Here is a 25620-nt window from a genome sequence, read left to right on the forward strand (position 1 = left end):
CGCGGGCAGGCGCCGACCGCAGCGAAGCGCTGCAGCCTGCGACGAAGACGGCGGGTCGTGCTGGCGTCATGGCCCTCCCCAGCGACAGCGGGGAGGCCGAACGCCCCCCTCAGGCGCAAGTGTGCGCAATCACGGGGAAAACCGACAAGTCCCCCGCCCCGGATCAACCGTGACGGGGGGCACGATCTTCAGCTGCGCTTGGCCCGGGCGAAGGCCTCGGCCAGGGCATTGTTGGCCGGTGGGGCCGACGGGCCGGGGCGGCCGCCATTGCCCTGGCCGCGGTTCGGCCCACGGTTCTGCCCGCCGGCGTCGCGGCGCGGCCCCTGACCCTGGCTGCGCTCATCGCGCTGGCCCGGGCGGCTGGTGGCCTGGCCCGGGGTGTCGTCCAGGCGCCGGGTCAGGGCGATGCGCTTGCGCGGCACGTCCACCTCCAGCACCTTGACCTTGACGATGTCGCCGGCCTTGACCACGTCGCGCGGGTCCTTCACGAAGGTATCGGACAGCGCCGAAATGTGGATCAGGCCGTCCTGGTGCACGCCGATATCGACAAACGCCCCGAAGGCGGCGACGTTGCTCACCACCCCTTCCAGCACCATGCCTTCGCGCAGGTCCTTGATGTCCTCGACGCCTTCGGCGAAGCGCGCGGCCTTGAACTCCGGGCGCGGGTCACGGCCCGGCTTCTCCAGCTCCTTGAGGATGTCGCGCACGGTCGGCACGCCGAAGGTGTCGTCGGTGAACTGTTCTGCCTTCAGGCCGCGCAGGAAGCTGCCATCACCGATCAGCGCCTTGATCGGGCGCGCGGTGCTGGCCACGATGCGCTCGACCACCGGGTAGGCTTCGGGGTGCACCGCCGAGGCGTCCAGCGGCTGGTCACCATCGGCGATACGCAGGAAGCCGGCGCACTGCTCGAAGGTCTTCTCGCCCAGGCGCGCGACCTTCAGCAGGTCCTTGCGACGCTTGAACGGGCCATTGTCGTCACGATGGCGCACGATGTTCTCGGCCACCGTGGACGACAGGCCGGACACGCGCGACAGCAGCGCGGCCGAAGCGGTGTTCACGTACACGCCCACGGCATTCACGCAGTCCTCGACCCGCGCATCCAGCGCCCGTGCCAGGCGGTACTGGTCCACGTCGTGCTGGTACTGGCCGACACCGATCGCCTTGGGTTCGATCTTGACCAGTTCGGCCAGCGGATCCTGCAGGCGGCGCGCGATCGACACCGCGCCACGCAGCGACACGTCCAGCCCCGGGAATTCCTTGGCCGCGAACTCGGACGCCGAGTACACCGACGCGCCCGCCTCGCTGACCACCACCTTCTGCAGCTTCGGGTTGGCGGCAGCCTTGATCGCTTCGCCGGCCAGCTTGTCGGTTTCGCGGCTGGCGGTGCCGTTGCCGATCGCGATCAGTTCCACGTTGTGCCTGGCGCACAGCTGCTTGATCGTCTGCACCGACTGGTCCCACTGGCGGCGCGGCTCGTGCGGGTAGATGGTCTCGGTGGCGACCAGCTTGCCGGTGGCATCGACCACGGCAATCTTGCAGCCGGTGCGGATGCCCGGGTCTAGCCCGAGCACGGTCTTCGGGCCGGCCGGCGCGGCCAGCAGCAGGTCCTTCAGGTTGTCGCCGAACACTGCGATGGCTTCGGCCTCGGCCTTTTCGCGAGCCTGGTTGAACAGGTCCAGCAGCAGATGGGTGTGCAGCTTGGCACGCCACGTCAGGCGGCAGGCATCCAGCAGCCAGCGGTCGGCGGCACGGCCCTGGTCGGCGATGCCGGCCTTGCGCGCCACGCGCCCTTCGGCGTACTGGTGGCCGGCCTCGGCCTCGCTGCCCGGGTCCAGTTCCAGGAACAGGATTTCCTCGCGGCGCGCACGGAACAGCGCCAGCAACCGGTGCGAGGGAATCTTCGCCAGCGACTCGGCGTGTTCAAAATAATCGCGGTACTTGGCGCCTTCGGTTTCCTTGCCCTCGGCCACGCGCGCGCGGATCACGCCGGTCTCGCCCAGCCAGGTCCGCAGCTCACCGACCAGCGCGGCATCTTCGCCCCAGCGCTCCATCAGGATCGCGCGGGCGCCTTCCAGCGCGGCCTTGGTGTCGGCCACGCCCTTGTCGGTGTCGACGAAACCGGCAGCAAACACCTGCGGGTCCTGCGTCGGGTCGCCCAGCAGGCCGTCGGCCAGCGGTTCCAGACCGGCCTCGCGGGCGATCTGGGCGCGGGTACGGCGCTTGGGCTTGTACGGCAGGTACAGGTCTTCCAGCCGGCTCTTGGTATCGGCGGCCAGGATGTCATTGCGCAGGTCGTCGCTGAGCTTGCCCTGCTCGCCGATGCTGGCCAGCACCGCCGCGCGACGGTCTTCCAGTTCGCGCAGGTAGGTCAGGCGCACTTCCAGGTTGCGCAGCTGGGTGTCGTCCAGGCCCCCGGTCACTTCCTTGCGGTAGCGCGCGATGAACGGAACGCTGGCGCCCTCATCGAGCAGGCCGACGGCGGCACGTACCTGGGCGGACTGGGCACCGATCTCGTCGGCGATGGTCTGGGCGATCTGCTGGGCGAGCGCGCTCTGGGCGTTCTTGGCGTCGTGCATTGCTTCAGGTCTGTGCCGCGTTTCGGGAAGACCCCATTCTGGCAATCCACGACGGAGCCGGACAAGGCATTGACAGGGGGCGAGGTTCAGCGGCGAGGCCGGAGTGGACGCCGGCATCCTGGCGAAGAGAGGGCTCGGACTGGCCCTGGGCTGGGATGCCGGCGCGGGCGCGCGATGGTGGGCGCGCCCTGCCGCGTGTTGCGAAGGTCAGCGGTAGTGGCGGGCGGCGCGCTGCATGACGATGTCGTCACGCATGCTTTCCAGGGCCATCAGGCGGACCTTGCCGACACCCTGCAGTTCCATGAACCGCTCCGTGTAGAACTCCGGCCCCAGCGCGGTGTCGGCGCGGGATTTGCTGAAGCCGTAGGGCACCACGCCCTTCTCGCCATCCTTGCTACCACCGACATAAAGAACGATTGCCATGTGATGTATTCCTCCAAATTGCTACTGCGTACTGCACTCGATGAGCGATGCTGCGAGCTCATCGAGGGAGAGCTTACCGCGCCGAACCTGACTGGAACGTCACGAAGGCTAATGACGATCGGTTGCATGCAGATGACTGCGGGATCGCAGCAGAATGCTTACGGATCTTTAACTTCCGGCTAACGAATCCGCGGGGGATTCCCGCCAACGGCGCAGCCCCTCGTGGGTGGTTTGGTTGGTCGCGGAAAGCCGGTTTCCTGCGGGCTGGCCGGGAGGGTGGGTAGGCCGGGGACGCCGTGAACCCATCCATGGGGGCTTGGCCGCGGCATCCATGCCGCGGACACCCCGGCCTACCCACCCTCCCGACCGCTGACAGATTTCGGTGGCCTGCCACCCACGGAGAAGAAAAAAGAAGATCAAAAGCAATGGCAGCCTGGCTGGCCGCTCTTTGTAGAGTCGAGCCCACGCTCGGCTGCTTTCAGGCCAGTCCGCGAAGCCGAGCGCGGGCTCGGCTCTACACGAGCAAGCGCAGCGCGCGACCCGCTTTTGCTGTTCTTTATTCTCTTCCGTGGCCTGGCGCGCACGGAAACTGTCAGCGGCCGGGTGGGTGGGGCTGGCGGGGTATCCGCGGCATGGATGCCGCGGCTAAGCCCCCATGGATGGGTTCACGGCGTCCCCGCCAGCCCCACCCGCCCGGCCAGCCCCCAGGAAGCAGGCATTCCGCGACCACGCCACGAGGGGCTGCGCCGTTGGCTGGAAACTACGGCCACCAGCCGTGCCCGAACCGGGCGAAATGATCGGCCGCGCGCTCGAATGGATTGCGCGCACTCACCCCGCCGCACAGCAGGTACACCGGCAGGTACAGCGGCCCCAGCACCATGTACTGGTACACGTGTGCGCGTTCGTGGTCGTCCAGCCGGATCAGCGGCTCCACGCCCCACCCCGCCTGGTGCGCATAGGTGCGGCAGGAAATGCCCAGGTCATGGCCGGTGTGCAGGATCACATTGCCCAAGGTGATCGCCCCACCCGGCCCCCACGGCCAGCGATCGAACACCAGCGCACAGTCACGGCTGCTCCAACGCAGCGTCGCCCCGCCAAGCATGCCGGCCAGCCCGCCGATCACACCGAACAGGGAATTGGGTGACGTCCACACCGCGCCCAGCACCTGCAGCGCGCGCAGCCAGACCGGCCAGGGCTCTGGAACGGTCTTCAATCGGCCTCGTTCGGCATCAGCAGCCACAGGATCAGGTAGACCAGGATGCCGGGGAAAGCCGCCGAGCCGATCGAGACCAGCACGAACACGATCCGTACCAGCGTGGGGTTCCAGCCGAAGCGGTGGGCGATGCCGCCCATCACGCCGGCAATCATGCGGTCGTTCAATGAACGTGACAGCGTGCGCGGCGTGGTGTTCATGGCAGTCCTCAAAGGCTACGGGAAAAAGCAGTCGAGCATGGCTCGACTCTACACCGCCCCCATGTCTACGGCGTGCGGTGGCGCAGGGCCTGCAGGCGTGCGCCGAACCAGGCGGCTGCGGTCTGTTCAGGCTGCCCCGGGCACTGGATGCGATAGGGCTTGCCGCTCATGCTGCTCTGGCTGGCGGCGCGCTCGATGAACTGCTCGGCGCTGTCCACCATGTCCTTCTTCAGCAGGTAGTCGTACTTGCGCTGCAGGTGCGCGCGCGCATCGCTGCCGTCGTACCAGCTGCCATTGCGCTGGAACCGGCATTGGGAGCCGTCCAGGCTGGAGATCAGCTGGGCGATCTCCCGCCGTGCATCCGCACTGGGTGCGGCCTGGGCAAGGGGCGCTGCCAGCAGTGCCGCAAGAATCAACCAAATCCGGTACGTCATCATTCCCCCAAGTCAGTCGAGCATGGCTCGACTCTACAGGTCGCGCGCCTTCAGCCAGCCATCGATCGTGGCCGGCACTTCGCGCTGCGCGCGGCCGGACACGTAGATGCCGATATGGCCGCCACGGAAACTGGACTCGGTGTAGTCCTCGGTGCCCAGGCGTCCACGCATCGCGCGCGAGGCATCCGGCGGCACCAGATGGTCCTGCTCGGCATAGATGTTCAGCACCGGCAGGGTCACCTGCGACAGATCCACCGCTTCCTCGCCGATCCGCACCGTGCCGTTCATCAACCCGTTGCCCTGGTAGAACTGCTTGATGAAGTCGCGGAAGGCCTCGCCCGCCAGGTCCGGTGAATCGAAGATCCACTTCTCCATGCGCAGGAAATCCTCCAGCGCCGCCTTGTCATCGAGGATGTCGAGCAGGCCCACGTACTTCTGCACGTTCAGGCGGAACGGCTTGAGCATCAGGTAACTGGCATTCATCAGGTCGGCCGGGATGTTGCCCAGCGTGTCCACCAGCAGGTCCACGTCCACCTGCTGCGCCCAGTGCGAGAGCATGTTGTCGGCGGTGTGGAAATCGACCGGGGTGACCATGGTGATCAGCTTGCCCAGCTTCTGTCGGCGCAGCGCGGCGTAGCACAGCGCGAACACGCCGCCCTGGCAGATGCCGAGCAGGTCGACCGGTCCACCACTGCGCGCGCGCAGCGCATCGACCGCGCCATCGATGTAGCGCAGCAGATAGTCCTCCAGGGTCTGGAAGCGCTCCGAGCGATCCGGGTAACCCCAGTCCAGCACGTAGACGTCCTGCCCCAGCGCCAGCAGCTTCTGCACCAGTGATCGATCGGCCTGCAGGTCGACCATGTACGGCCGGTTGACCAGCGCGTAGACGATCAGCAACGGCGTGCGGCGGGTCGGTGCCTGTTCGCCGACGAAGCGGTACAGCACCACCTTGCCGTCGCGCCAGACTTCCTCGCGGGCGGTGACGCCATAGTCCACGTCTTCCACCTGCGGCAGCAGCTTCAGCCCTTCCATCAGCTTGCGCTGCATGGCCAGGGTTTCCTGCATCAGGTCATCGGCGTTGAAGCCCAGCGGTCCTTTCATCGGTCACGCGTCCGCGTGGAAGTACGGGGCGCTGCCTTTGGTGCCACCTTTTTCGCAGGCGCCTTTTTCGCAGCCGCCTTCTTTGCCGGCGCGGCCTTCTTCGCGGCCTTGCGCGCGACCGGCTTCACCTTCGCCGGCGCCGGCTGTGCCACCGGATCGACCTCGCCCGCACCGGCCATGGCCACCACCTGTGCCTGCAGGCGACGCAGGCTGCGCTCCAGCTCGGCGATGCGGCGGTGCGCGGCGTCCATCTCGCTGCGGGTCGGCAGGCCGATCCGTTCACTCATCTGTTCCACCTCGCGCTGCAGGCCGGCGCGCAGCCGCATCTGTGCGTTGCCCAGCGCGGCATACACCTGCTGGAACGGCTCGGACATGGCGACCTTGGCATAGGCCTCCTCGGCCACTTCGATCCACAGGTCGAACATCGCGCGGGCGCTGGTCAACTGGCTGCCCGGCTGCTCGTGCTCGGCCAGGCGCTGCTCGAACAGCGCGAAGGCCTCGTCCAGCGCCTGCTTGATCTGATCGACATAGGCGCGCGAATGCTGCTGGTATTCCTCCTGCGCCCGCAGCAGCGCCTGCCAGCGCGCCTGGTGCTCACGACCGGGCCCGAACGCCGGGCTCTGCAGCCACGGGCCGGCCTGCAGCTGGAACTGCTGCAGCCAGGCGGCAAACTCCGGTACAGCGGCGCCAGCGTGGGTGCTGCCACGGGCCCCCTGCAGCATCCACTGCAGCATGCCATCGCCCTGCCCCTGCACCGCCTCGCGCCAGGCCTGGGCCACGTCGGTGCTGCTGGCGTCGCGGCCGGCGAAACGCGCGGCGACTTCCTGCATGGTGCCGTACCAGCTGCCCGCCTGTTCGCGGAAGCGGCGCACGGCATCTTCCGGCGCACCCTGCCCCTGTTCGGGCAGCAGCTGGCCCCACCAGTCGAACAGCCGTTGCCAGCTGCCAGGGTCATCGCCAGCCGGCGCACCGGGCGTGGTCGCACGGCGCAGGGCATCGCCCCAGGCGCCGAAGTACTGCCGGGCCAGGGTTTCGAAATCGCTGCTGCCGGCGTCGTGGGCCGAGCTGGTCATCGCAGGCCTCCGCAGGGCTGGCTCATGGCTTGGGGATACGCAGGGTCTTGCTGATCATCAGCGACCCGGACAGGGCGAACAACAGCACCATCGGGTGCAGCTGCCACGGGCCGATCTGCCACTGGCCGAACCAGATGTTCTGGCCGATGGCATCGGTACCGGCGGCGATCGCCAGCACGATCACCAGCAGCAGGCTGGTCGGGATCGGGGTGCCCTCGAAATACGCGACCTTGCCCTCGTCGCCGGCCAGCGCCTCGGCGGTGACGTTGTAGCGTGCCAGGCGGCTGACGCCACAGCAGACGAAGTAGCTCAGCACCAGCCAGTCCCAGCCGCCCTGCATGCCGCACGCATACGCCAGCGCTGCCGGTGCCACACCGAAGGAGATCACGTCGGACAGAGAATCCAGTTCGCGGCCGAGGGTCGAGCTGGACTTGCGCCAGCGCGCGATGCGCCCGTCGAGGGCGTCGAAGATGAAGGCCAGCGGGATCAGCGCCATGCCGAACAGCAGGTAGCCGCGCTCGCCGTCCTGCAGGAAGCGCATCGCGGCAAACACCGCACCGGTGCCGCAGAAAGCATTGGCCAGGGTGAACCAGTCGGCCAGCTGGAATTCGCGCAGCATCGAGAAGTGACGTTTCATGGGGTCTCACGGAGCATCAAGGCCCACAGGTTACCGCGAGCGCCGCCGCTGGCGACAGCGCTGGCGCGGCCGATCCTTCACCGCTCCCTCACCCATCGTCACCGGCGGTGAATTTTTCGCCACCCATCTTGACAGCCTAGGGGGGTGGCGCCTGTCGCGGCTTATCCACAAAGTTGCCCACGCGTAATCCACACCCCCTGTGGACAACCAGATCTCACCGACTGCGACGGTGGACATTTCCTCATCACCCTTCCGCGGGGTTTCCCTACTTCCCAAGCCGCAGAGTCGGCGCTATGGTCAGCGGCGGACCCGCCGCCGCCACGTCCGAAACCCTGCAACGGACGATGATGATGCTGGATGCTTCCACCCTGGCCGCGCAGCTGCGGCAGCCCCATGGCGAGGCCGCGCTGGCGGTGGCCGACTCGATGAACCGCAGCAATGGCGCGCTCAACCTGGCCGCGATCGGGCTGCTGGCCGTCGGCACTGGCGAACGGGTCCTGGAGATCGGCCCAGGCAATGCGGCGTTCGCGCCGCTGATGCTGCAGGCCACCGACAGCCACTATCTGGGTATTGAGCTGTCCACCGCCATGGTCGAGGCCGGCAACCAGCGCCTGGCCAGCGCCGGGTTGGCCGAGCGTGCCGCGATGCGACACGGCGACGCTCATGCGCTGCCGGTCGCCGATGCCGCGATGGATGCCGCGCTGGCGGTCAACACCCTGTACTTCTGGCCGAACCTGGCGCCGGTGCTGGACGAGCTGGCGCGGGTGCTGCGCCGGGGCGGCCGCCTGTGCCTGGCCTTTGGCGACGCCAGCTTCATGCGCAGCCTGCCATTTGCTGCCGACTTCCAGCTGCATGAGCTGGACGCGGTGGAGCTGGCGCTGCGTGTGTCGGGCTTCCGCGTCTCGGCCTGGCGCAGCCACCGCGAAATCGCGAGCGGCAATGACGGCCAGACCCGCGAAAAGCACTTCCACCTGCTGCTGGCACAGCGGCGCTGAAGTGGTAGAGCCGGCCGCTGGCCGGCTGCCCCGGCATTCCGGATTGCCGGCCAGCGGCCGGCACTACCCAGCCTGCATTCGCCGCCAGCGAGCAACACAGAACACCTGCATCACCAGTGGCCGGCCCACCGCAGCCGCCGCAACGACGGTGATCCGACCGCGTGGTAGAGCCGGCCGCTGGCCGGCTGCCCCGGCATTCCGAATTGCCGGCCAGCGGCCGGCACTACCCAGCCTGCATTCGCCGCCAGCGAGCAACACAGAACACCTGCATCACCAGTGGCCGGCCCACCGCAGCCGCCGCAACGACGGTGATCCGACCGCGTGGTAGAGCCGGCCGCTGGCCGGCTGCCCGGACCATTCCGGGTTGCCGGCCAGCGGTCGGTATTACCCGCCTTGCACCCGTCGCCGCCAACGCGCGAAGCAGAACACCTGCATCACCAGCATGGCCACCAGTCCCAACGGCCACGCCCACCACAGCCCCGGCAGCCCATGCCGCGCCTGCAACCACACCGCCAGCGGCAGCTCCAGCAGCAGTACCGCCGCCATGCCCAGCAACGCTGGCAACATCACCGTGCCACTGCCTCGCATCACTCCGACCAGCACCGTGCTGCCCCCCATCGCCAGCACGCCCCATACCACCGTGCGCAGCTGCGAAGCGGCCAGTTCGCGCACCTCTGCGGCCGCCAGAATCAGCCCGGTCAGCCAGGGTGCCAGCGCCACAACCAGTACCACCACCGCGCTCAGCATTGCCAGTCCAAGCAGCACGCCGGTGCGAGCGATGGCGGGCAGCCGTGCCGTACGCCCTGCGCCCATCGCATGCGCCGCGAGGATGGTGGCGGTAATGCCCAGTGACATCGCCGGCAGCTGCACCCAGCTCATCAACTGGTTGACCGCACCATAGGCGGCCGTGGCCGTGTAGCCGTAGCGGTTGATCCAGCCCAGCAACACGATCTCGGCAATGGCCAGACTGAGCATCTGCAACGAGGACGGCACGCCGATGCGCAGCATCGCGCGGATGATCGCGCTATCGAAACGGATGGTGCGCAGCAGCTCATGCCCCGGCGCCAAGGGGTGCCCCATCCGCTGCCAGCGCCACATCAGCCAGACCAGGGCCAGCAACGAGGCGAATGCCGCCGAAACTGCCGCACTGGCCGCGCCCAGCTGCGGCAGGCCCGCCCAGCCCAGGATCAGCAGCGGCGTGCACAGCAGGCCGATCGCCGTGGCCAGCAGCAGCGCATGCAGTGGCGTCGTTGCATCCCCCACTGCGCGGCTTACGGCAGTGGCCAGCCACAACAGGAAGAACACCGGAGCCCCCAGCAGCAGGACGCGTGCATAGACAATGGACTCACTGAGGACCGGCGCCGGCGTACCCAGTGCCGCCAGCAGTTGTGGCGCGAAGCCGCCGCCCACGGCCATCACCAGCACCGACAGCAGCAGGATCAGCGCCACCGCACTGCCAGCCACCGCGCGTGCCTGTTGCGGGCGGCCCGCGCCCCAGGCCTGGCCGATCAGCACCATCGCGCCCGTGGCCAGGCCCATCACCAGTGCCAGCAGCAGGAAGAAGACCGGGAAGAACGCAGCGGCTGCAGCCACTGCCTGTGTGCCGAGCAGATGGCCGAGGTAAATATTGTCCAGCGTGCCTGCGGCCAGCTGCAGCGCGTTGGTCAGCAGCATCGGCAACAGCAGGGTCAGGTAGGTGCGCCACAGTGGTGGTGCAACCGGGGGCGTCGGATGTACAGGGGTGCTCATGGGAGTCTCTGGGCAAGGCGCCGCCCTGCCCGGCGTTTCCGCCAGCAAAGCAAGCACAGGGGAAGCGGGCCGTGGCCCGCGGTCAGGTGGCGCCGTCGCTCAGCAACGGCGCGATGGCTCAGCCGCCAGCGTCTTCGAAGGCCAGGCGCAGGGCGTGGGCGCGCACATCCGCGGGCCAACTCCGCAGCGCCGCTTCCAGGCCCGCGCGGTCTTGCGCGAACAGGACACGGATCGCCTCCTCGAAACCCGGCAGGTCACCGGCGATGGTCTGCAGGAAGTGATAGGTACGCTCGCTGTGGCGGCGCTGGCGGTCCTTGTCGGCACCGGCACGGCTGGCCGCTTCCACCAGCCGGCGAAGCACCACCGAGGCCCCACCCGGCTGTTCGGCCAGCCACGCCCAATGGCGTGGCAACAGCGTCACTTCGCGGGCGACCACGCCCAGCTTGGGGCGGCCACGGCCACGCGGGGTTGCGGGCGCCTCTTCGGCAGTGACGTCGGCCTCCGTCTCCACGGCGGCGGGAAACGCTTCGTTTACCCGCGCCAGCAGTTCTGCGTCACTGCCGCGCGTATCGAAATCGCGAGTGCGTCCGGTGGCGTTGTCGAACACCAGCAATGGTCCGGCAGCGTTGTCGGCGCGCAGCTGCTTCAGCGCCAGCACGGCCACTTCCGGGGTACCGGAAGCGACAAGGCGATGGCCGTCGAAACAACTGAAGGGAGGGAGTCGGGACGCAGGCATGGCAATGGCATCAGAGGCGATGCGCAAATATTGCCCGGGTAATTTGATCCCGTCAATATTGCCCGGGTATTAATTTGCCAGAAGAGCGTACCAACCAAGGTTGGCAGCTACCCGATTTCCCGGTTCACAGGCGGCTGAAGGACCAGCTCACCATGCGCCCGTCCTTGTACGGCATCACGCCGTGGAACGGGCGCGGGTCGGCGTCGAACACCAGCGGCAGGAAGTTGCGGTCGCCCTCCCACATCGGCAGGGTATCCAGCTTGTCCAGGTCCACCCACTCCAGCGTGCCTTCGTGGTTGCCGCCGTGCGGGGTGCCCTCGAATCCATCGATGACGAACACGAAGCCAAGCCAATCCTCGCCGTGCTTGCCGAAGCCTGGCCAGCTGATGGTGCCGCGCAGGCGCATGCCGGTGCAGTCGATGCCGGCTTCCTCGGCGATCTCGCGGCGCATGCTGGCCGCCACATCCTCGTCCGCTTCGATCTTGCCTCCCAGGCCGTTGTACTTGCCCAGGTGGTGGTCACCGGGACGGGTATTGCGATGGATCATCAGCACCTTGCGACGATCAGGCGACAGCACATAGCCCAGGGTGGCGACGATCGGGGTGTACGGCATGGGGCAGCATCCAGCGGCAGGTCAGCCGTGGATTATGGCCGATCAGCGCACCAGCGACAGGCGGCGCTCGGCAGGTGTGCCAGCACCGTCGGGATCGCGGCGCAGGGTGGCCACGCCGTGGCCGCGCTCGGCCAGGTACTCCAGCCACTTGCCGAGGAAGGTGTTCATCCGCATGCGGTGGCTGATCAGCTCCGCTGGCGGCGGATACAGGCCCATCGTGTCCTGCCAGCGGCGGCCCACGTAGCAATGGGTGGTCTCGGCCTGGCGCGCGTCACGGTACAGGCGCACATAGGCCGACGGATCCGGCTCGCCGGTGACCGGGTCGGCCAGGTCGTAGGTCAAGCGCAGTTCCACCGTGTAGCGGTGGCACTCGATCACGTCCAGGCGCACGTCCAGGCCGTCGCCGATCGAGGAAATGTAGCTGCCCGCCACCAGTCCGGCCGGTTCGAACAGGCGCACCAGGTGGCGGTAGTTTTCCGCGTACAGGCCCATGAGCCAGCTCAGCCGGCTCAGGCGGGGAATGCGTTCGGTGCGGGGCAAGGCTCGGGCCATGGGTCGATCCTACACGTTGGTGCTTCAACGTGGGGGCGCGCACGTGCAAGCCAACCCCTGGGTAGTGCCGGCCGCTGGCCGGCAGCCCTGCATCGCAGCCGAGGGTTCATCGAGCAGCCGGCCAGCGGCCGGCTCTACCAGCTCTGAGGATCAATACAGCTCGCGCTGCAGCCCCAGCGTGGCCAGCACCTTGCTGGAAATCTCCTCGATCGAGGTATGGGTGGTGCTCAGGGTCGGGATCCGCTCCATCTGGAACATCACCTCCGCTGCAGCCACCTCGCGCTTGCAGGTGTCCAGGTTGGCGTAGCGCGAGTTCGGGCGCCGCTCCTGGCGGATCTGCTGCAGCCGGTCGGGATCGATGGTCAGGCCGAACAGCTTGCGCCGGTAGGCACGTAGCCGCGGCGGCAGGCGGTCGCTTTCCAGGTCTTCGTCGGTCAGCGGGTAGTTGGCCGCGCGCACGCCGTAATGCAGGGCCAGGTAGATGCAGGTGGGCGTCTTGCCGGCGCGCGACACCGCCACCAGGATCACGTCGGCATCGTCGTAGTTCACCGCGATGCCGTCGTCATGGGTCAGGGCGAAGTTCATCGCGTTGATGCGGCGGTGGTAGGTGTCGAAATCGACCATGCCATGGGCCTGGCCGACCCGGGCCAGGCGCGGGGTGGCCAGTTCGCGCTCCAGCGGTTCGATGAACGGCGCGAACACATCCAGCATCAGCGCGCCGCTGTCGGCCAGGATCAGGCTCAGGCTCTGGTCCACGCAGGAGTTCACCACGATCGGCCGGACCTGGTACCGCTCCCCTGCCGCCTGGATCCGGGCACAGGCTTCACGCGCTTTTTCGGGGTCGTCGACAAACGACATGCGATCGGTAATGAAGCTGAACCCGGAGAACTGGGTGAGCAGGCTATGCCCAATGGTTTCAGCGGTGATACCGGTTCCATCGGAAACGTAGAACACCGGACGGATGGTCGACATGCGCGCTTTTACCCCCTACGAAGCCTAAAAAGGCCGCCAGCACAAGCTTGTGCCGACGGTACTCTGCCCGGCATCATATCGGCTTCTTCCTACGGACGCGGCCATTCCAGCCCGCCTCGGGCGATGGCCAAACGGAGCATCGCGCTTGAACGAGAACATCCTGTGGTTGCACGAACTGCGTCTGGCCGATCTGGCCCGCGTAGGCGGCAAGAATTCGTCGCTGGGCGAGATGATCGGCAACCTGGCCGGTCTGGGCGTTTCGGTGCCGGGCGGTTATGCCACCACCGCTGAAGCCTTCAAGGACTTCATCGCGCACAACGATCTGTCCAAGCGCATCTTCGACAAGCTGGCCACGCTGGACGTCGAGGACGTCAACGCGCTGACCGCAGCGGGCAAGGAAATCCGCACCTGGGTGATCGATGCCCCGCTGCAGCCGCAGCTGGACCAGGACATCCGCACCGCCTACGCCCAGCTGAGCGCCGACAACGGCGGCGGCGACGTGGCCGTGGCCGTGCGTTCGTCGGCCACCGCCGAGGATCTGCCGGACGCCTCCTTCGCCGGCCAGCAGGAAACCTTCCTCAACGTCACCGGTGCCGACGACGTCGTGCACAAGGTCAAGGAAGTGTTCGCCTCGCTGTACAACGACCGTGCCATCGCCTACCGCGTGCACCACGGTTTCAAGCATGAGGACGTGTTCCTGTCCGCCGGCGTGCAGCTGATGGTGCGTTCGGGCGTCGGTTCCTCTGGCGTGCTGTTCACCCTGGACACCGAGTCTGGCTTCCGCGACGTGGTATTCGTCACCTCGTCCTTCGGCCTCGGCGAAATGGTCGTGCAGGGCGCGGTCAACCCGGACGAGTACTACGTCTACAAGCCCACCCTGCAGGCCGGCAAGCCGGCGATCCTGCGCCGCTCGCTCGGCAGCAAGGCGATCCGCATGGTGTATTCGGATGTTCCGGGTGAGCGCGTCAGGATCGAGGACACCCCGGCAGAACTGCGCACCACCTTCTCGATCAGCGACGAGGACGTGCAGGAACTGTCCAAGCAGGCGCTGGTCATCGAAAAGCACTACGGCCGCCCGATGGATATCGAGTGGGCCAAGGACGGTGTCAGCGGCAAGCTGTTCATCGTGCAGGCGCGCCCGGAGACGGTGAAGTCGCGCAGCCATGCCACCCAGATCGAGCGCTTCGCGCTGACCGAAAAGGGCGGCAACGTGCTGGCCGAGGGCCGTGCCGTTGGTGCCAAGATCGGCTCGGGCGTGGCCCGCGTGGTGAAGACGCTGGACGACATGAACCGCGTGCAGCCGGGCGACGTGCTGATCGCCGACATGACCGACCCGGACTGGGAACCGGTGATGAAGCGTGCCTCGGCCATCGTCACCAATCGCGGTGGCCGTACCTGTCATGCCGCGATCATCGCGCGCGAGCTGGGCGTGCCGGCCGTGGTCGGTTCGGGCAACGCCACCAAGGTCATCGAAGATGGTCAGCTGGTCACCGTCAGCTGCGCTGAAGGCGATACCGGCTTCATCTACGAAGGCAAGCTCGGCTTCGAGCGCACCACCACCGATCTGGGCAACATGCCGCCGGCACCGCTGAAGATCATGATGAACGTGGCCAACCCGGAACGTGCCTTCGACTTCGGCCAGCTGCCGAACGCCGGCATCGGCCTGGCCCGCCTGGAAATGATCATCGCCAGCCACATCGGCATCCACCCGAACGCGCTGCTGGAATACGACCGCCAGGATGCGGCGACGAAGAAGAAGATCGACGAGAAGATCGCCGGCTATGGTGATCCGGTCAGCTTCTACGTGGATCGCCTGGCCGAAGGCATCGCCACCCTCACCGCCTCGGTCGCCCCGAACGCCGTGATCGTGCGCCTGTCGGACTTCAAGTCCAACGAGTACGCCAACCTGATCGGCGGCAGCAACTACGAGCCGCACGAAGAGAACCCGATGATCGGCTTCCGCGGCGCCAGCCGTTACGTCGACCCGAGCTTCTCGGCCGCCTTCGCGCTTGAGTGCAAGGCCGTGCTGCGCGTGCGCAACGAAATGGGCCTGGACAACCTGTGGGTCATGATTCCGTTCGTGCGTACCCTGGAAGAAGGCCGCAAGGTCATCGAGGTGCTGGAACAGAACGGCCTGAAGCAGGGCGAGAATGGCCTGAAGATCATCATGATGTGCGAAGTGCCGTCCAACGCACTGCTCGCCGATGAGTTCCTGGAGATCTTCGACGGCTTCTCGATCGGCTCCAACGACCTGACCCAGCTCAGCCTGGGCCTGGACCGCGATTCGTCGATCGTCGCGCACCTGTTCGACGAACGTAACCCGGCAGTGAAGAAGCTGCTGTCGATGGCGATCAAGTCGGCACGTGCCAAGGGCAAGTACGTCGGCATCTGCGGCCAGGGCCCGTCCGATCACCCGGATCTGGCCGAATGGCTGATGCAGGAAGGCATCGAGTCGGTGTCGCTGAACCCGGACACCGTGGTCGACACCTGGCTGCGCCTGGCCAAGCTGAAGGCCAACGGCTGATGCCGTGATGGCCACAGGCTGACGTCGTGTTCATCGGCGTCGGCCGATACTGCTGCTGCACGCAAGCCCCGCCTCTGCGGGGCTTCGTGTTTCTGGCGTCCATGTACGCCCTGCCCCGCGCAGATTCCCCCGCAGCAAAGGACTTCCGCATGATCGCCGCAGCAGCACCCGCCCCCGCCGCAACACCCTGGTTCCACTCCCTCGATTGGGAACGCCTGCTGGAGACCTACGGCGTGCCATTGCTGGCCGCGATCGTGGTGCTGCTGGTCGGCATGTGGGTGGCACGACGCCTGTCCAATGCGATGCCACGCGCCACCGCGCGCATGGGCGTGGACCCGATGCTGGGCAATTTCCTGCGCAACGTGGTGTACGCCGCATCGCTGGTGATCGTGGTGGTGCTGGCGATCGGCACGTTGGGCGTGCAGATCACCCCGCTGCTGGCCGTGCTTGGCACCGCCGGCCTGGCGGTAGGCCTGGCGCTGAAGGATTCGCTGTCCAACATCGCCTCGGGCGTGATGCTGGTGACGCTGCGCCCGTTCCGCGTCGGTGACGTGGTGACGGTGGCCGGACAGACCGGCACGGTGCGCGAAGTGCGCATCTTCCAGACCGTCATCACCGGTGCCGACAACCAGCACACCACCATTCCGAACACGTTGATCACCGCTGCGCCGATCATCAACCTGACCGCCGAGCCGACCCGCCGCGTCGAACTGGTGGTGGGCATCGGCTATGAAGACAACATCCAGCTGGCGCGCGACACCGCGCTGGCGCTGATGAAGGCCGACCCGCGCGTGTTGCAGACGCCGGCACCGGACGTAGTGGTGTACGAACTGGGCGCGCACGCGATCAATCTTGGCATCCGCTGCTACGTGAAGTCGGCCGACTGGTTCGGTACCAAGGTCACGCTGCTGGAACAGCTCAAGCTGGGCTTCGACAAGGCCGGCATCAACATCCCGTATCCGCAGCAGGACATGCACCTGTACCTGCATGGCAAGGATGGCGGCGTGGTCGAGGCCGACGCGCTGGTGCGCGACAAGCCCTGATCCGACACAGAAATGCCGGCCAGCGGCCGGCACTACCCTGCCCCGCGCGCCCCGGTAGTGCCGGCCGCTGGCCGGCAGCCTCCGGGATCAGGCGGCGACGCTTTCTTCCAGCGTTGGGTAATCGGTGAAGCCGATCACGCCTCCGCCGAAGAACGTCGCCCGATCCGGCGGGTTCAATTCCGCACCCAGACGCAGGCGCTCCGGCAGATCCGGGTTGGCGATGAACGGGCGACCGAAGCCGATCAGGTCGGCCCAGCCTTCCGCCAGTGCCTGCTCGGCGCGCTCGGCGGTGTACTTGCCGGCGTAGATCAGGGTGCCCGGGTAGATCAAGCGCAGCGCCTGCTTGAACGCTACCGGCATCAGCGGTGCATCGTCCCAGTCGGCTTCGGCGATGTGCAGGTAGCCCACGCCCAGCGCACCCAGCAGGTGCGCCGCGGCCAGGTAGGTAGCCTGCGGCGTATCGTCCACCGCGCCCTGCAGCGTCGTCAGCGGCGCCAGACGAACACCGACGCGGTCACCACCGGCTACTGCAGTCACCGCCTGCACGACCTCGCGCAGGAAACGCAGCCGGTTCTGCAGCGAGCCGCCATAGCCGTCGCTGCGCTGGTTGGCCTGCGAGTCGATGAACTGGTTGATCAGGTAGCCATTGGCCCCGTGCAGCTCAACGCCATCGAAGCCGGCGGCCAGCGCATTGCGGGTGGCCTGCGCGTAGTCGGCGATGATGCCCGGAATCTCGGCCTCGGCCAGCGCGCGCGGCATCGAGTGCTGGATCATCTCGCCCACGCCCGCTTCCGGGCCTGCGCCGGTGGGGTCGACAAACACCTTCACGCCCTCGGCCAGCAGCGCCGACGACGACACCGGCGCGGCACCATCGGGCTGCAGGGCCACGTGCGAGACCCGACCCACATGCCACAGCTGGGCGTAGATGCGGCCACCAGCAGCGTGCACGGCGTCGGTCACCTGGCGCCAGCCCTGCACCTGCTCCGGGCTGTGGATGCCCGGGGTCCAGGCATAGCCCTGGCCCTGCGGGCTGATCTGGGTACCTTCGCTGACGATCAGGCCGGCGCTGGCCCGCTGCGCGTAATAGGCAGCCATCTCGGCAGTGGCAACGTTGCCGCCTGCCGCGCGCGAGCGGGTCATCGGCGGCATCACGATACGGTTGGGCAGGGTCAAGGCGCCCAGGCGGTGGGGGGTGAACAACATGGCGGCGATCTCTTGCGGGGGGAGTGACCGCAAGGATGGGGATGGATGCCGCAGCGCAACAGGCGGATCGTGGCAAAACAGTTGTGCCTTGCAGGCAAGGATGGCGTGGCCAGGGGTCAGAGCCCCTTCCTGCGGAACGGGATCCGACCCCGCGCGCAACCGGGGTCGGATCCCTTTGCAACGCAGAGGGCTCTGACCCCGAAGCCGGTTACAGCGTGGGCTCGATCAACGCCCCGCCATGCGCCACGCGGTCATAACAGGTGCGCACCACGTCTTCGCCGTACTTGATCTCCAGCCGGCGCACGATGAAGTGGCCGCGCGCCATGTCCTGGTAGTAATCGGTGAACATCGTATTGAGCGTCGCACCGGCGGCCGCACCCACGATCGGCACCGCCTGTGCGGCGAATTTCTCGGTGACCACCACGCCGAAGCGCGCGGCCACCTTCTCCACCATCTTCGCCAGCAGCTTGCCGGCTTCCTTCGGCGCCACGCCCAGGGTCAGGTCGCGGCCGGTCACCACGCGCCCGGCCAACTCGGCCGACAGGTGGCGCATCACATCGGTGGTGAAGCCACGGGCCAGGTAGTAACCGGTCTCGCTGGCGTCATCGCGCGGCGAGTTGCCGCCCAGCGCGAACACCTCCAGGCAGGCCTGGCGTGTGCTGAACTCGGACAGGTCGAAGCCCTCGCTACGGGCCACGTCGGCTACCGCACGCATCATGATGGTGGTCGATACCGGCAGCTCGATGAACAGCGCGGCAAAACCAAAGGCGCCACCCACCGCACCGGAGGTCGCTGCCGCCAGCTTGTGCCAGCGGGTGGATGCCCCCTTGCCGGGCGTGTTGTCCATGCTCCACAGCGCCGCCTGCGCCGACTTGGACAGTGCTGCCTGCACCGCACCGTGGATGCGGCCGGAGACCGCCTTGGGCAATGCCTTCACCGCGAACTCCAGTGGCGTGCCGACCAGGTTGGCCATGCGCGCGGTCAGGGTCGGTGCTTCCAGCAGGGTCACCGCCCGCTGCAGGTCAGACCAGTCGCGGGCGTCGTGGGCAATGTCGCGGGGGAGCAGGATGGGCTCGTTCATGGCGCCGATCTTAGCGCCAGGGAGTTGAACGGAGGGTAGTGCCGGCCGCTGGCCGGCAACCTGATACACGTCACGCAGGCCGCTGAATTGCCGGCCAGCGGCCGGCACTACCAGTTCGCGTGTCACCCGGTAGCGCCGGGCCATGCCCGGCGGCGGCGTTCAAGCAGTCGGCAGGCCCGACAGCGCGCCCATGAACTGGCGGTAGTGGCGCAGCTCGGCGATCGAATCATGCACGTCGCTCAGTGCGGTGTGGTTGCTGTTCTTGCCCACGCCGGCGGCCACGTTCGGCGCCCAGCGCTTGGCCAGTTCCTTCACCGTGGACACGTCCAGATTGCGATAGTGGAAGTACTTCTCCAGGCGCGGCATCTGGCGGTGCAGGAAGCGGCGGTCCTGGCAGATGGAGTTGCCGCACATCGGCGACAGGCCGGCCGGGATCCACTGCGCCAGGAAATTCACCGTCTGTGCCTCGGCCTGGCCGAGGGTGGTGGTGCTGTCCACCACGCGCTGCCACAGGCCCGAACGGCGGTGCTGGTTGCGGTTCCACTCGTCCATCGCTTCCAGTGTTTCCAGCGGGTGGTGGATGGCAAATTCCGGGCCTTCGGCCAACACGTTGAGCTGGGCATCGGTGACAACGGTCGCGATCTCGATGATCGAATCATTGTCGGTATCCAACCCGGTCATCTCCAGGTCGATCCAGATCAGTCGTTCGTTGGCCGCGCCGTTGTCCGCCATGTGTCGCCTCGCTGCTGGGCAGGCGCGCGGCCTACCGGTGGTGGAAAGAGGCGCCCATCATACCCGTTCGCCCCTCAACCCTCGCCGCCGTGGTCTTCCAGCAGCAGCGGTGGCTTGCCACGCTTGGCGCGGAAATAGTTGGTCAGGCGCGTGCTGGCGTCCTTGGCCAGCACCCCGCCGTGGATCTCCACCCGGTGGTTGTGGCGGGCATCGCCGAGCAGGTCGAACACGCTGCCGCAGGCACCGGTCTTGGGATCGCTGGCGCCGTAGACCAGCCGCGAGACACGCGCATGCACGATCGCCATCGCGCACATCGCGCACGGCTCCAGGGTCACGTACAGCGTGCTGCCAAGCAGGCGATGATTGGCCAGCCGCTTGCCACCGGCACGCATGGCCACGATCTCGGCATGTGCGCTTGGGTCGTGCGAGGCGATGTTGAGGTTCCAGCCCTCGCCCAGCAGTTGGCCGTCGGCGCCCACCAGCACCGCCCCCACCGGAATCTCATCGAACTCGCGCTGCGCGCGTTCTGCCAGCGCCAGTGCATGGCGCATCCAGTGTTCATCGGCGTCGTGCACCGGTACACCCAGGGCATCGGTCATGGCGGTTCTCGTGTGTCTGCAGGGCCAGGATGGCCGCCGGGGCCGCATTGTACGCCCGGGGCCGTGCAGGCGCCGCTAACGCGCGTCGAAGCGCTCGCGGGCCGCATCCAGCGCCGGGAAGTTGTGCTCGGCCCAGCGGTCCAGGGCGGACAGCGTCTCGACCAGGCCGCGCGCAACCTCGGTCAACCGGTACTCGACATGCATCGGCTTGCTGCCCAGATCGCAGCGCTCGACCAGACCGTTGCGCTCCAGTTGGCGCAATGTCTGCGTCAGCACTTTCTGCGAGATGCCTTCGATCTTCCGCAGCAGCGCGCCGTTGCGTTGTGGGCCCTGCGCCAACGCTGGCAACAGCAGCATTACCCACTTGCCGGAGATCAGTGCCAGCGCATCGCGCGCCGAGCAGTCGGCGGCATAGACATCACCGGGATAGGCCATGGTTACCTCAAGGTACGTAATTGCGACAGTTCGCCGGCATCGCGAGGATGGTCGCACACTCCAACACGCCCTCTGCTCATGCGCGCCCTGATCCTGCTGGCCCACCCCGAACCCCGTTCCTTCAACGCCCACCTTGCCACGCAGGCCGCCGAGCAGTTGCGGCAGGATGACCTGCAGGTGAACGTGATCGATCTGTATGCGCAAGGCTTCGACCCGTTGGAAGCCGCGCACCACCATCCTCAACGCCTGCAGCCCGGCCGCTTCGATGCCCAGCGCGAACAACGGCACAGCGCCGAACAAGGCCAGCTGCCTGCCGAGGTGCAACGCCATCTGCAACTGCTGCAGGCCACCGACCTGCTGATCCTGCAGTTCCCGCTATGGTGGTTCGCTGCACCGGCCGCCCTCAAGGGCTGGCTGGACCGCGTGCTGGTCTACGGGCCGATGTACAACAGCCGCCAGCGCCACGAACACGGCGTGATGCGCTGCAAGCGTGCATTGCTGAGCGTCACCACCGGCTCATCGGCACGGGCCTGCGCGATCGACGGCCGCGAGGGCGATACCCGGCTGCTGCTCTGGCCGCTGATGTACAGCCTGCGCTATGTTGGCTTCGACGTGATGGAACCGCATGTGGTGCACGGCGTGCGTTCCGGACTTCCGCCAGACCGTGTGCAGGCGCACGACGAGGCACTCGCCACGGCTGCCCGCGACTACCGCGAACGGCTTGCCCGGTGGTCGCAGTGGCCGACTGTGCCCTTCAATGACAGCGAGGATTTCGAAGAAGGTGTGGTGCTGCGCGCGGAAGCACCTGCGTTCAGCCCCTTCATCCGCCATCGCGATGCGGGATGACGCCGCGCCTGCACGCGCTACCGGAAAGCCTCATACTGCACGCTCCTGCTAAGCACCTTGGTGAACACATGACCACCCTGCGCCCCTCGCGCGCCGACGATGGCGCCGCCCTCGTCGCACTCTGGCGTCGCGCCGTCGACGCCACCCACGACTTTCTCAGTGCCGAAGACCGCCAGGCCATCGATGCCGAAGTGGCAGGCTTCCTGCCGCAGGCGCCGATGACCGTCGCTGTCGATGCACGGGACCAGCCACAGGGCTTCATGCTGATCGACGGCAGCCACATGGAAGCGTTGTTCATCGATCCCGACGTGCGCGGCACTGGTATCGGCCGGCAGCTGCTGCAGCACGCACTGGCGCTGCACCCGCAGCTGAGCACCGACGTCAACGCACAGAATGCGCAGGCCGTAGGCTTCTACCTGCGCATGGGCTTCGTCGAAACCGGTCGTTCGCCACTGGATTCCCAGGGCCGCCCGTATCCCCTGATCCATCTCCGGCACAAGGCCTGACATCCGTTGGCAGCCGCCGCGTGCTAGCGTGGCTGCTTTCGATCAAGGAACGCCGTGCATGGATGGTGCAAAAGCCCTGTTGACCCTGTTTGCGCTGGGCATCAGCCTGGTCTGGATCCTCGTGCCGTTCGCCATCTTTGCCGTGCGCAACCTGCTGCGCGAGGTACTGCTCGAGCAGCGCCGTACCAATGCACTGCTCGAGCATATCGGCGGCTACCGCATTCCAAAGCCGCAACCCGAACCGACCGTCTGGCGCGCGCCCTGAGCGGGAACGCGCCAGGCGTGGATCAGGCCGTCGCCTCGAACGCCGGTGAGTACTGCACCTCGCCCTGTGCCAACGGAGGCTGCAGGCAGAGTGCCTGGAAGTACTCCGCCGGCACACCCGGCAGCACCAGGCCTGGCTCGGCACGGAAGCCGAAGCGGCCGTAGTACGCCGGCTCGCCCAGCAGCACGCAGCCCTGTGCGCCCTGTTGTCGCAGGGCTTCCAATGCTGCCCGCATCAACGCCGCACCGATGCCCTGCCCCTGCCATTCGGGCAATACCGAGATCGGCCCCAGGCCAAACCAACCGCGACTGCCATCGCTGATCGATACCGGCGAGGCCGCCACATGGCCGGCCAAGTGTCCATCCACCTCGGCCACCAGTGAAACCGCCAGCTCGCCGCGCACGCGAAGCGCATCGACGATGAACTGCTCCGTGTGGCTGCTGTGTGCCGCGTTGGCAAAGGCAGCGCGGGTCAACGCATGGATGCCGGCGATGTCAGCGGAATTTTCGGTACGAAGAATGTAGTTCAAGGGACACCTCGATCGACGCGGCATTGCCGCGCCATGGAAACACAATGGAAAAGAAGCGATGCATCGTGCATCAGCGATTGTCCAGCTGCGGGCGCACCGCGACCAGTCCGGCACGATTGATCCGGTAGGGGCGGCCATCGTGCGAACTGATCAGGCGCTTGTTCTTCAGCTTCCTGAAGACGGCCAACGTGCAATCGCTCAGCAGCAGTCCTTCACGGTTGAAGCATTCGACACCGCGCACGCGGCCTGAGCCATCACGGCTGCAGGCAATGCAGCCACCCTGGGCGAGGACGTGCAGCGTCCTCTGCTCCGCTCGGGAGATATTCATGGAAAGAGAGATCCTGCGTAATCGGAAATGCGGACGACACGGGCTGCCAACAGCGCCCGGCCAAGGAACCACGCATTCGATAACCGCTCCCGGAAGACACACGGGAAGGGTTATCCGATGACGACACTCTCCAACATGAAAAACCACACTCGGTAGACACCTGCAGCTTGCAGGTGGCGTCACACTAACCAGCGCTCCACGGCCAGTCAACGCCCTGGCGCGAAAGCCGGGTGATAATCGAGCCTCCACCTGCAGGACGCGAACATGGACTGGGTTGCCCAGGCACGCGCATTGGCCACCGAAGCCCACGCAGGGCAACAGGACAAGGCCGGCCACCCCTATATCGAGCATGTGGCACGAGTGGCGGCGGCGATCCGCGACGATGACATGGCCAAGGCCGCAGCGTGGCTGCACGATGTGGTCGAGGACTGTCCGGACTTCGCTGACCGGATGCAGGCGTTTCCACCGCCGATCCGCGACACGGTCAACCTGCTCAGCCGCCACAGCGCGCAGGATGCAACCCACTATTACGCACGCATCCGTGAACATCCACTGGCCTTGAAAGTGAAGCTGGCCGATATCGCGGACAACGCCCATCCAAGGCGCCTGCGGCAGCTGGACCCCGCGCTGGCCGAGCGCCTGCGCGGCAAGTACAGCATGGCCCTCGCTGCACTGGGCCAGCGTCAATCGTCGTCGGATGCGGGGAGCGGAGCCACGCCGCAGCAGCGCCTGCAGCACCTGATGGAGGCGGCCTGCTCGCTGGAGCAGTGTGTTGGCGGACCTGGATCCACCACGGGCACCCGCGACACGTCACTGTCCGCACACCACGCGGCCCTGATCAGGGTTCGCGACATCGTGCTCGCCGAACTGGAGACGCAGATGGAACCCGTCGCGTTCGCCATCTGGAGCGACATGCATATCCGGGCCTGACCGGCCGTGGACTCCACCGGCCGAACGCTGTTTCTTGGCAGCATGCGGTGATCCCTGCTGCGTTGCAGCAGTACAATGCCCGGCTCCCCGCCCCCATCGCGCCCCCGCATGAGCCCCAACTCTTCCCTGGCTGCGCGGCTGACGCCCCGTCAGCGCACCCTGATCATCCTCGCCCTGTCACTGGGCGGCTTCGCCATCGGCACCAGCGAGTTCGCCAGCATGGGCCTGATGCTGGAAATCAGCCGTGGGCTGTCGATCTCCGAAACCCAGGTCGGCCACCTGATCAGCGCCTACGCCATCGGCGTGGTAGTCGGTGCGCCGATCCTTGCCTTCGTCGGCGCCAGCTTCCCGCGCCGCAAGCTGCTGCTGGCGCTGATGGGCTTCTATGCCATTGGCAATCTGGCCAGTGCGCTGGCCCCGAACTACGGCACGATGCTGGTGGCACGTTTTGTGGCCGGCCTGCCGCACGGCGCGTACTTCGGTGTGGCAATGCTGGTCGCAGCGGCGATCAGCCCCGCCGGCCAGCGCGGCCAGGCGATGTCGCGGGTGCTGCTGGGCCTGTCGATCGCGATCCTGGTCGGCAATCCGCTGACCACCTGGCTCGGCCAGCAGCTGAGTTGGCGCACCGCCTTCGCCCTGGTCAGCGTGCTGGCCATTGCCACCGTGGCGATGATCGCGCGCTTCCTGCTGCCGGACCCGGATGAGGTGCGAACTTCGCCGATGCGCGAACTGCGCGCGTTCAATACCACCCAGGTGTGGCTGGCACTGGCGATCGGCGCGGTCGGCTTCGCCGGCATGTTCTGCGTGTTCACCTACCTGGCACCCACCCTGGTGCAGGTCACCGGCGTGGCTGAATCGTGGATGCCGCTGGCGGTGGGCGTGTTCGGCATCGGCGCGATCATCGGCAACATCGCCGGTGGCTGGCTGGTGGACAAGTTCCACTTCAAGGCCGCCGCCGTAGTGCTGCTGTGGTCGATCGTGATGCTGCTGCTGTATCCGCTGGCCGCACAGTCGGTGTGGACCATCGGCCCGATGATCATCACCGTCGGCACCATGGGCGCGCTGGCTGCGGTGCTGCAGACCCGCCTGATGGACGTGGCCGGCGAGGCGCAGACCTTGGCCGCCGCCTCCAATCATGCCGCCTTCAATACCGCCAATGCACTCGGCCCGTGGCTGGGCGGCATGGCGATCAGCGCCGGCTTCAGCCCGGCCAGCACCGGCTACGTCGGCGCGGCCACCGCCATCGGCGGCCTGCTGCTGTGGTGCGTGGCGGTGATGCTGGACAAGAAGCGCAAGGCCGCCGTCGCCGGCAGCCACTGACTACC

At 67.1% G+C, this 25620-nt stretch carries 28 protein-coding genes; 8 read left to right on the plus strand and 20 right to left on the minus strand.

Annotated elements, in window-relative coordinates:
- Positions 1 to 188: 188 nt before the first annotated feature.
- The 8 genes from SriyCCGPB3_RS13290 to SriyCCGPB3_RS13325 all read right to left on the minus strand — a co-directional run bounded on the left by SriyCCGPB3_RS13290 (position 189) and on the right by SriyCCGPB3_RS13325 (position 7657).
- Positions 189 to 2576, minus strand: a complete 2388-nt coding sequence (locus tag SriyCCGPB3_RS13290; protein ID WP_350259400.1) for a Tex family protein — start codon at positions 2574 to 2576, stop codon at positions 189 to 191.
- A gap of 207 nt (positions 2577 to 2783) precedes the next feature.
- Positions 2784 to 2999, minus strand: a complete 216-nt coding sequence (locus SriyCCGPB3_RS13295; protein WP_006452005.1) for a hypothetical protein — start codon at positions 2997 to 2999, stop codon at positions 2784 to 2786.
- A gap of 760 nt (positions 3000 to 3759) precedes the next feature.
- Positions 3760 to 4212, minus strand: coding sequence for a hypothetical protein (locus tag SriyCCGPB3_RS13300; protein ID WP_164080283.1), 453 nt, complete (start codon positions 4210 to 4212; stop codon positions 3760 to 3762).
- Entirely contained in the window at positions 4209 to 4412 is a 204-nt protein-coding gene (locus SriyCCGPB3_RS13305) for a PspC domain-containing protein (protein WP_010484929.1), read from the minus strand. Before SriyCCGPB3_RS13305 ends, SriyCCGPB3_RS13300 begins: the two co-directional genes overlap by 4 nt.
- Positions 4413 to 4477: 65 nt before the next feature.
- The gene (locus SriyCCGPB3_RS13310; protein WP_014037613.1) at positions 4478 to 4846 is read right to left on the minus strand and encodes a YfeK family protein; all 369 of its coding nucleotides are present in this window, start codon (positions 4844 to 4846) and stop codon (positions 4478 to 4480) included.
- A 33-nt stretch (positions 4847 to 4879) separates the two neighbouring features.
- The gene (locus SriyCCGPB3_RS13315; RefSeq protein ID WP_180847282.1) at positions 4880 to 5947 is read right to left on the minus strand and encodes a class III poly(R)-hydroxyalkanoic acid synthase subunit PhaC; all 1068 of its coding nucleotides are present in this window, start codon (positions 5945 to 5947) and stop codon (positions 4880 to 4882) included.
- On the minus strand, positions 5944 to 7020 hold the full coding sequence (gene phaE / locus SriyCCGPB3_RS13320) for a class III poly(R)-hydroxyalkanoic acid synthase subunit PhaE (RefSeq protein WP_350259401.1): 1077 nt from the start codon (positions 7018 to 7020) through the stop codon (positions 5944 to 5946). Before phaE ends, SriyCCGPB3_RS13315 begins: the two co-directional genes overlap by 4 nt.
- A 22-nt stretch (positions 7021 to 7042) precedes the next feature.
- Positions 7043 to 7657 (minus strand): CDP-alcohol phosphatidyltransferase family protein, encoded by a 615-nt coding sequence (locus SriyCCGPB3_RS13325; RefSeq protein WP_014037616.1) that lies wholly within the window; start codon positions 7655 to 7657, stop codon positions 7043 to 7045.
- A gap of 344 nt (positions 7658 to 8001) precedes the next feature.
- On the opposite strand from SriyCCGPB3_RS13325, the gene SriyCCGPB3_RS13330 reads away from it, so the two are divergent.
- Entirely contained in the window at positions 8002 to 8652 is a 651-nt protein-coding gene (locus SriyCCGPB3_RS13330; RefSeq protein WP_248857970.1) for a class I SAM-dependent methyltransferase, read from the plus strand.
- Between the two features lie 384 nt (positions 8653 to 9036).
- Here SriyCCGPB3_RS13330 and SriyCCGPB3_RS13335 read toward each other — a convergent pair whose 3' ends face one another.
- The 5 genes from SriyCCGPB3_RS13335 to ppsR form a co-directional block, all read right to left on the minus strand.
- A complete protein-coding gene (locus SriyCCGPB3_RS13335) occupies positions 9037 to 10401 on the minus strand; it encodes an MATE family efflux transporter (protein ID WP_350259402.1) in 1365 nt (454 codons plus the stop codon).
- Positions 10402 to 10519: 118 nt separating this feature from the next.
- Positions 10520 to 11137 carry a DUF2239 family protein gene (locus SriyCCGPB3_RS13340; protein WP_248857972.1) on the minus strand — a complete coding sequence of 206 codons (618 nt, stop codon included), beginning with the start codon at positions 11135 to 11137 and terminating at the stop codon, positions 10520 to 10522.
- Between the two features lie 124 nt (positions 11138 to 11261).
- Complete coding sequence (locus SriyCCGPB3_RS13345; RefSeq protein WP_248857973.1) at positions 11262 to 11750, minus strand: NUDIX hydrolase; 489 nt, start codon at positions 11748 to 11750, stop codon at positions 11262 to 11264.
- 42 nt (positions 11751 to 11792) lie between these two features.
- On the minus strand, positions 11793 to 12302 hold the full coding sequence (locus SriyCCGPB3_RS13350; RefSeq protein ID WP_049398213.1) for a DUF1249 domain-containing protein: 510 nt from the start codon (positions 12300 to 12302) through the stop codon (positions 11793 to 11795).
- 150 nt (positions 12303 to 12452) lie between these two features.
- Entirely contained in the window at positions 12453 to 13274 is an 822-nt protein-coding gene (gene ppsR / locus SriyCCGPB3_RS13355; RefSeq protein ID WP_110712723.1) for a posphoenolpyruvate synthetase regulatory kinase/phosphorylase PpsR, read from the minus strand.
- Between the two features lie 145 nt (positions 13275 to 13419).
- On the opposite strand from ppsR, the gene ppsA reads away from it, so the two are divergent.
- Both ppsA and SriyCCGPB3_RS13365 read left to right on the plus strand, forming a co-directional pair.
- Entirely contained in the window at positions 13420 to 15798 is a 2379-nt protein-coding gene (gene ppsA / locus SriyCCGPB3_RS13360; protein WP_350259403.1) for a phosphoenolpyruvate synthase, read from the plus strand.
- Between the two features lie 149 nt (positions 15799 to 15947).
- Complete coding sequence (locus SriyCCGPB3_RS13365; RefSeq protein ID WP_110712725.1) at positions 15948 to 16841, plus strand: mechanosensitive ion channel family protein; 894 nt, start codon at positions 15948 to 15950, stop codon at positions 16839 to 16841.
- Between the two features lie 87 nt (positions 16842 to 16928).
- Here the strand turns inward: SriyCCGPB3_RS13365 and SriyCCGPB3_RS13370 are convergent, their stop codons facing one another.
- The 5 genes from SriyCCGPB3_RS13370 to SriyCCGPB3_RS13390 all read right to left on the minus strand — a co-directional run bounded on the left by SriyCCGPB3_RS13370 (position 16929) and on the right by SriyCCGPB3_RS13390 (position 20891).
- Positions 16929 to 18044: an alkene reductase gene (locus SriyCCGPB3_RS13370; protein WP_180855460.1), complete on the minus strand. Its 1116-nt coding sequence runs from the start codon at positions 18042 to 18044 to the stop codon at positions 16929 to 16931.
- Between the two features lie 208 nt (positions 18045 to 18252).
- Positions 18253 to 19125, minus strand: a complete 873-nt coding sequence (locus SriyCCGPB3_RS13375; protein WP_110712727.1) for an EcsC family protein — start codon at positions 19123 to 19125, stop codon at positions 18253 to 18255.
- A 159-nt stretch (positions 19126 to 19284) separates the two neighbouring features.
- Positions 19285 to 19857, minus strand: coding sequence for an oligoribonuclease (orn, locus tag SriyCCGPB3_RS13380; protein ID WP_110712728.1), 573 nt, complete (start codon positions 19855 to 19857; stop codon positions 19285 to 19287).
- A gap of 74 nt (positions 19858 to 19931) precedes the next feature.
- The gene (tadA, locus tag SriyCCGPB3_RS13385) at positions 19932 to 20456 is read right to left on the minus strand and encodes a tRNA adenosine(34) deaminase TadA (protein WP_248857975.1); all 525 of its coding nucleotides are present in this window, start codon (positions 20454 to 20456) and stop codon (positions 19932 to 19934) included.
- A gap of 75 nt (positions 20457 to 20531) precedes the next feature.
- Positions 20532 to 20891, minus strand: coding sequence for a winged helix-turn-helix transcriptional regulator (locus SriyCCGPB3_RS13390; protein WP_153856070.1), 360 nt, complete (start codon positions 20889 to 20891; stop codon positions 20532 to 20534).
- 78 nt (positions 20892 to 20969) lie between these two features.
- Here SriyCCGPB3_RS13390 and SriyCCGPB3_RS13395 point away from each other — a divergent pair, with 78 nt between their 5' ends.
- From SriyCCGPB3_RS13395 to SriyCCGPB3_RS13405, 3 genes are all read left to right on the plus strand, one after another.
- Complete coding sequence (locus SriyCCGPB3_RS13395; protein ID WP_153856069.1) at positions 20970 to 21737, plus strand: NAD(P)H-dependent oxidoreductase; 768 nt, start codon at positions 20970 to 20972, stop codon at positions 21735 to 21737.
- 68 nt (positions 21738 to 21805) lie between these two features.
- Positions 21806 to 22243 carry an acetyltransferase gene (locus SriyCCGPB3_RS13400; protein ID WP_153856068.1) on the plus strand — a complete coding sequence of 146 codons (438 nt, stop codon included), beginning with the start codon at positions 21806 to 21808 and terminating at the stop codon, positions 22241 to 22243.
- A gap of 58 nt (positions 22244 to 22301) precedes the next feature.
- A complete protein-coding gene (locus SriyCCGPB3_RS13405) occupies positions 22302 to 22508 on the plus strand; it encodes a hypothetical protein (RefSeq protein WP_153856067.1) in 207 nt (68 codons plus the stop codon).
- Between the two features lie 22 nt (positions 22509 to 22530).
- Here SriyCCGPB3_RS13405 and SriyCCGPB3_RS13410 read toward each other — a convergent pair whose 3' ends face one another.
- Positions 22531 to 23061 (minus strand): GNAT family N-acetyltransferase, encoded by a 531-nt coding sequence (locus SriyCCGPB3_RS13410; RefSeq protein WP_433963275.1) that lies wholly within the window; start codon positions 23059 to 23061, stop codon positions 22531 to 22533.
- Positions 23062 to 23107: 46 nt separating this feature from the next.
- The gene (locus SriyCCGPB3_RS13415) at positions 23108 to 23365 is read right to left on the minus strand and encodes a YjhX family toxin (protein WP_110712735.1); all 258 of its coding nucleotides are present in this window, start codon (positions 23363 to 23365) and stop codon (positions 23108 to 23110) included.
- Between the two features lie 264 nt (positions 23366 to 23629).
- Here SriyCCGPB3_RS13415 and SriyCCGPB3_RS13420 point away from each other — a divergent pair, with 264 nt between their 5' ends.
- Together SriyCCGPB3_RS13420 and SriyCCGPB3_RS13425 are read left to right on the plus strand one after the other, a co-directional pair.
- Positions 23630 to 24295: an HD domain-containing protein gene (locus SriyCCGPB3_RS13420; RefSeq protein ID WP_180847883.1), complete on the plus strand. Its 666-nt coding sequence runs from the start codon at positions 23630 to 23632 to the stop codon at positions 24293 to 24295.
- Positions 24296 to 24403: 108 nt separating this feature from the next.
- Positions 24404 to 25615, plus strand: a complete 1212-nt coding sequence (locus SriyCCGPB3_RS13425) for an MFS transporter (protein ID WP_110712737.1) — start codon at positions 24404 to 24406, stop codon at positions 25613 to 25615.
- Positions 25616 to 25620 lie beyond the last annotated feature (5 nt).

This window comes from Stenotrophomonas riyadhensis (assembly GCF_040256885.1).
GTDB classification, from domain to species: domain Bacteria; phylum Pseudomonadota; class Gammaproteobacteria; order Xanthomonadales; family Xanthomonadaceae; genus Stenotrophomonas; species Stenotrophomonas riyadhensis.

Excerpts from the sequence above, each read along its gene's own strand:
- SriyCCGPB3_RS13335 (WP_350259402.1), bottom strand. The coding sequence starts at position 10,401 with ATGAGCACCCCTGTACATCCGACGCCCCCGGTTGCACCACCACTGTGG.
- SriyCCGPB3_RS13315 (WP_180847282.1), bottom strand. The coding sequence starts at position 5,947 with ATGAAAGGACCGCTGGGCTTCAACGCCGATGACCTGATGCAGGAAACC.
- SriyCCGPB3_RS13310 (WP_014037613.1), bottom strand. The coding sequence starts at position 4,846 with ATGACGTACCGGATTTGGTTGATTCTTGCGGCACTGCTGGCAGCGCCC.
- SriyCCGPB3_RS13340 (WP_248857972.1), bottom strand. The coding sequence starts at position 11,137 with ATGCCTGCGTCCCGACTCCCTCCCTTCAGTTGTTTCGACGGCCATCGC.
- SriyCCGPB3_RS13325 (WP_014037616.1), bottom strand. The coding sequence starts at position 7,657 with ATGAAACGTCACTTCTCGATGCTGCGCGAATTCCAGCTGGCCGACTGG.
- SriyCCGPB3_RS13290 (WP_350259400.1), bottom strand. The coding sequence starts at position 2,576 with ATGCACGACGCCAAGAACGCCCAGAGCGCGCTCGCCCAGCAGATCGCC.
- SriyCCGPB3_RS13420 (WP_180847883.1), top strand. The coding sequence starts at position 23,630 with ATGGACTGGGTTGCCCAGGCACGCGCATTGGCCACCGAAGCCCACGCA.
- SriyCCGPB3_RS13395 (WP_153856069.1), top strand. The coding sequence starts at position 20,970 with ATGCGCGCCCTGATCCTGCTGGCCCACCCCGAACCCCGTTCCTTCAAC.
- SriyCCGPB3_RS13390 (WP_153856070.1), bottom strand. The coding sequence starts at position 20,891 with ATGGCCTATCCCGGTGATGTCTATGCCGCCGACTGCTCGGCGCGCGAT.
- ppsR (WP_110712723.1), bottom strand. The coding sequence starts at position 13,274 with ATGTCGACCATCCGTCCGGTGTTCTACGTTTCCGATGGAACCGGTATC.
- SriyCCGPB3_RS13305 (WP_010484929.1), bottom strand. The coding sequence starts at position 4,412 with ATGAACACCACGCCGCGCACGCTGTCACGTTCATTGAACGACCGCATG.
- SriyCCGPB3_RS13365 (WP_110712725.1), top strand. The coding sequence starts at position 15,948 with ATGATCGCCGCAGCAGCACCCGCCCCCGCCGCAACACCCTGGTTCCAC.
- phaE (WP_350259401.1), bottom strand. The coding sequence starts at position 7,020 with ATGACCAGCTCGGCCCACGACGCCGGCAGCAGCGATTTCGAAACCCTG.
- SriyCCGPB3_RS13295 (WP_006452005.1), bottom strand. The coding sequence starts at position 2,999 with ATGGCAATCGTTCTTTATGTCGGTGGTAGCAAGGATGGCGAGAAGGGC.
- SriyCCGPB3_RS13415 (WP_110712735.1), bottom strand. The coding sequence starts at position 23,365 with ATGAATATCTCCCGAGCGGAGCAGAGGACGCTGCACGTCCTCGCCCAG.
- SriyCCGPB3_RS13330 (WP_248857970.1), top strand. The coding sequence starts at position 8,002 with ATGATGATGCTGGATGCTTCCACCCTGGCCGCGCAGCTGCGGCAGCCC.
- tadA (WP_248857975.1), bottom strand. The coding sequence starts at position 20,456 with ATGACCGATGCCCTGGGTGTACCGGTGCACGACGCCGATGAACACTGG.
- SriyCCGPB3_RS13345 (WP_248857973.1), bottom strand. The coding sequence starts at position 11,750 with ATGCCGTACACCCCGATCGTCGCCACCCTGGGCTATGTGCTGTCGCCT.
- SriyCCGPB3_RS13400 (WP_153856068.1), top strand. The coding sequence starts at position 21,806 with ATGACCACCCTGCGCCCCTCGCGCGCCGACGATGGCGCCGCCCTCGTC.
- SriyCCGPB3_RS13410 (WP_433963275.1), bottom strand. The coding sequence starts at position 23,061 with ATGCCGCGTCGATCGAGGTGTCCCTTGAACTACATTCTTCGTACCGAA.
- SriyCCGPB3_RS13375 (WP_110712727.1), bottom strand. The coding sequence starts at position 19,125 with ATGAACGAGCCCATCCTGCTCCCCCGCGACATTGCCCACGACGCCCGC.
- SriyCCGPB3_RS13405 (WP_153856067.1), top strand. The coding sequence starts at position 22,302 with ATGGATGGTGCAAAAGCCCTGTTGACCCTGTTTGCGCTGGGCATCAGC.
- SriyCCGPB3_RS13370 (WP_180855460.1), bottom strand. The coding sequence starts at position 18,044 with ATGTTGTTCACCCCCCACCGCCTGGGCGCCTTGACCCTGCCCAACCGT.
- orn (WP_110712728.1), bottom strand. The coding sequence starts at position 19,857 with ATGGCGGACAACGGCGCGGCCAACGAACGACTGATCTGGATCGACCTG.
- SriyCCGPB3_RS13425 (WP_110712737.1), top strand. The coding sequence starts at position 24,404 with ATGAGCCCCAACTCTTCCCTGGCTGCGCGGCTGACGCCCCGTCAGCGC.
- SriyCCGPB3_RS13350 (WP_049398213.1), bottom strand. The coding sequence starts at position 12,302 with ATGGCCCGAGCCTTGCCCCGCACCGAACGCATTCCCCGCCTGAGCCGG.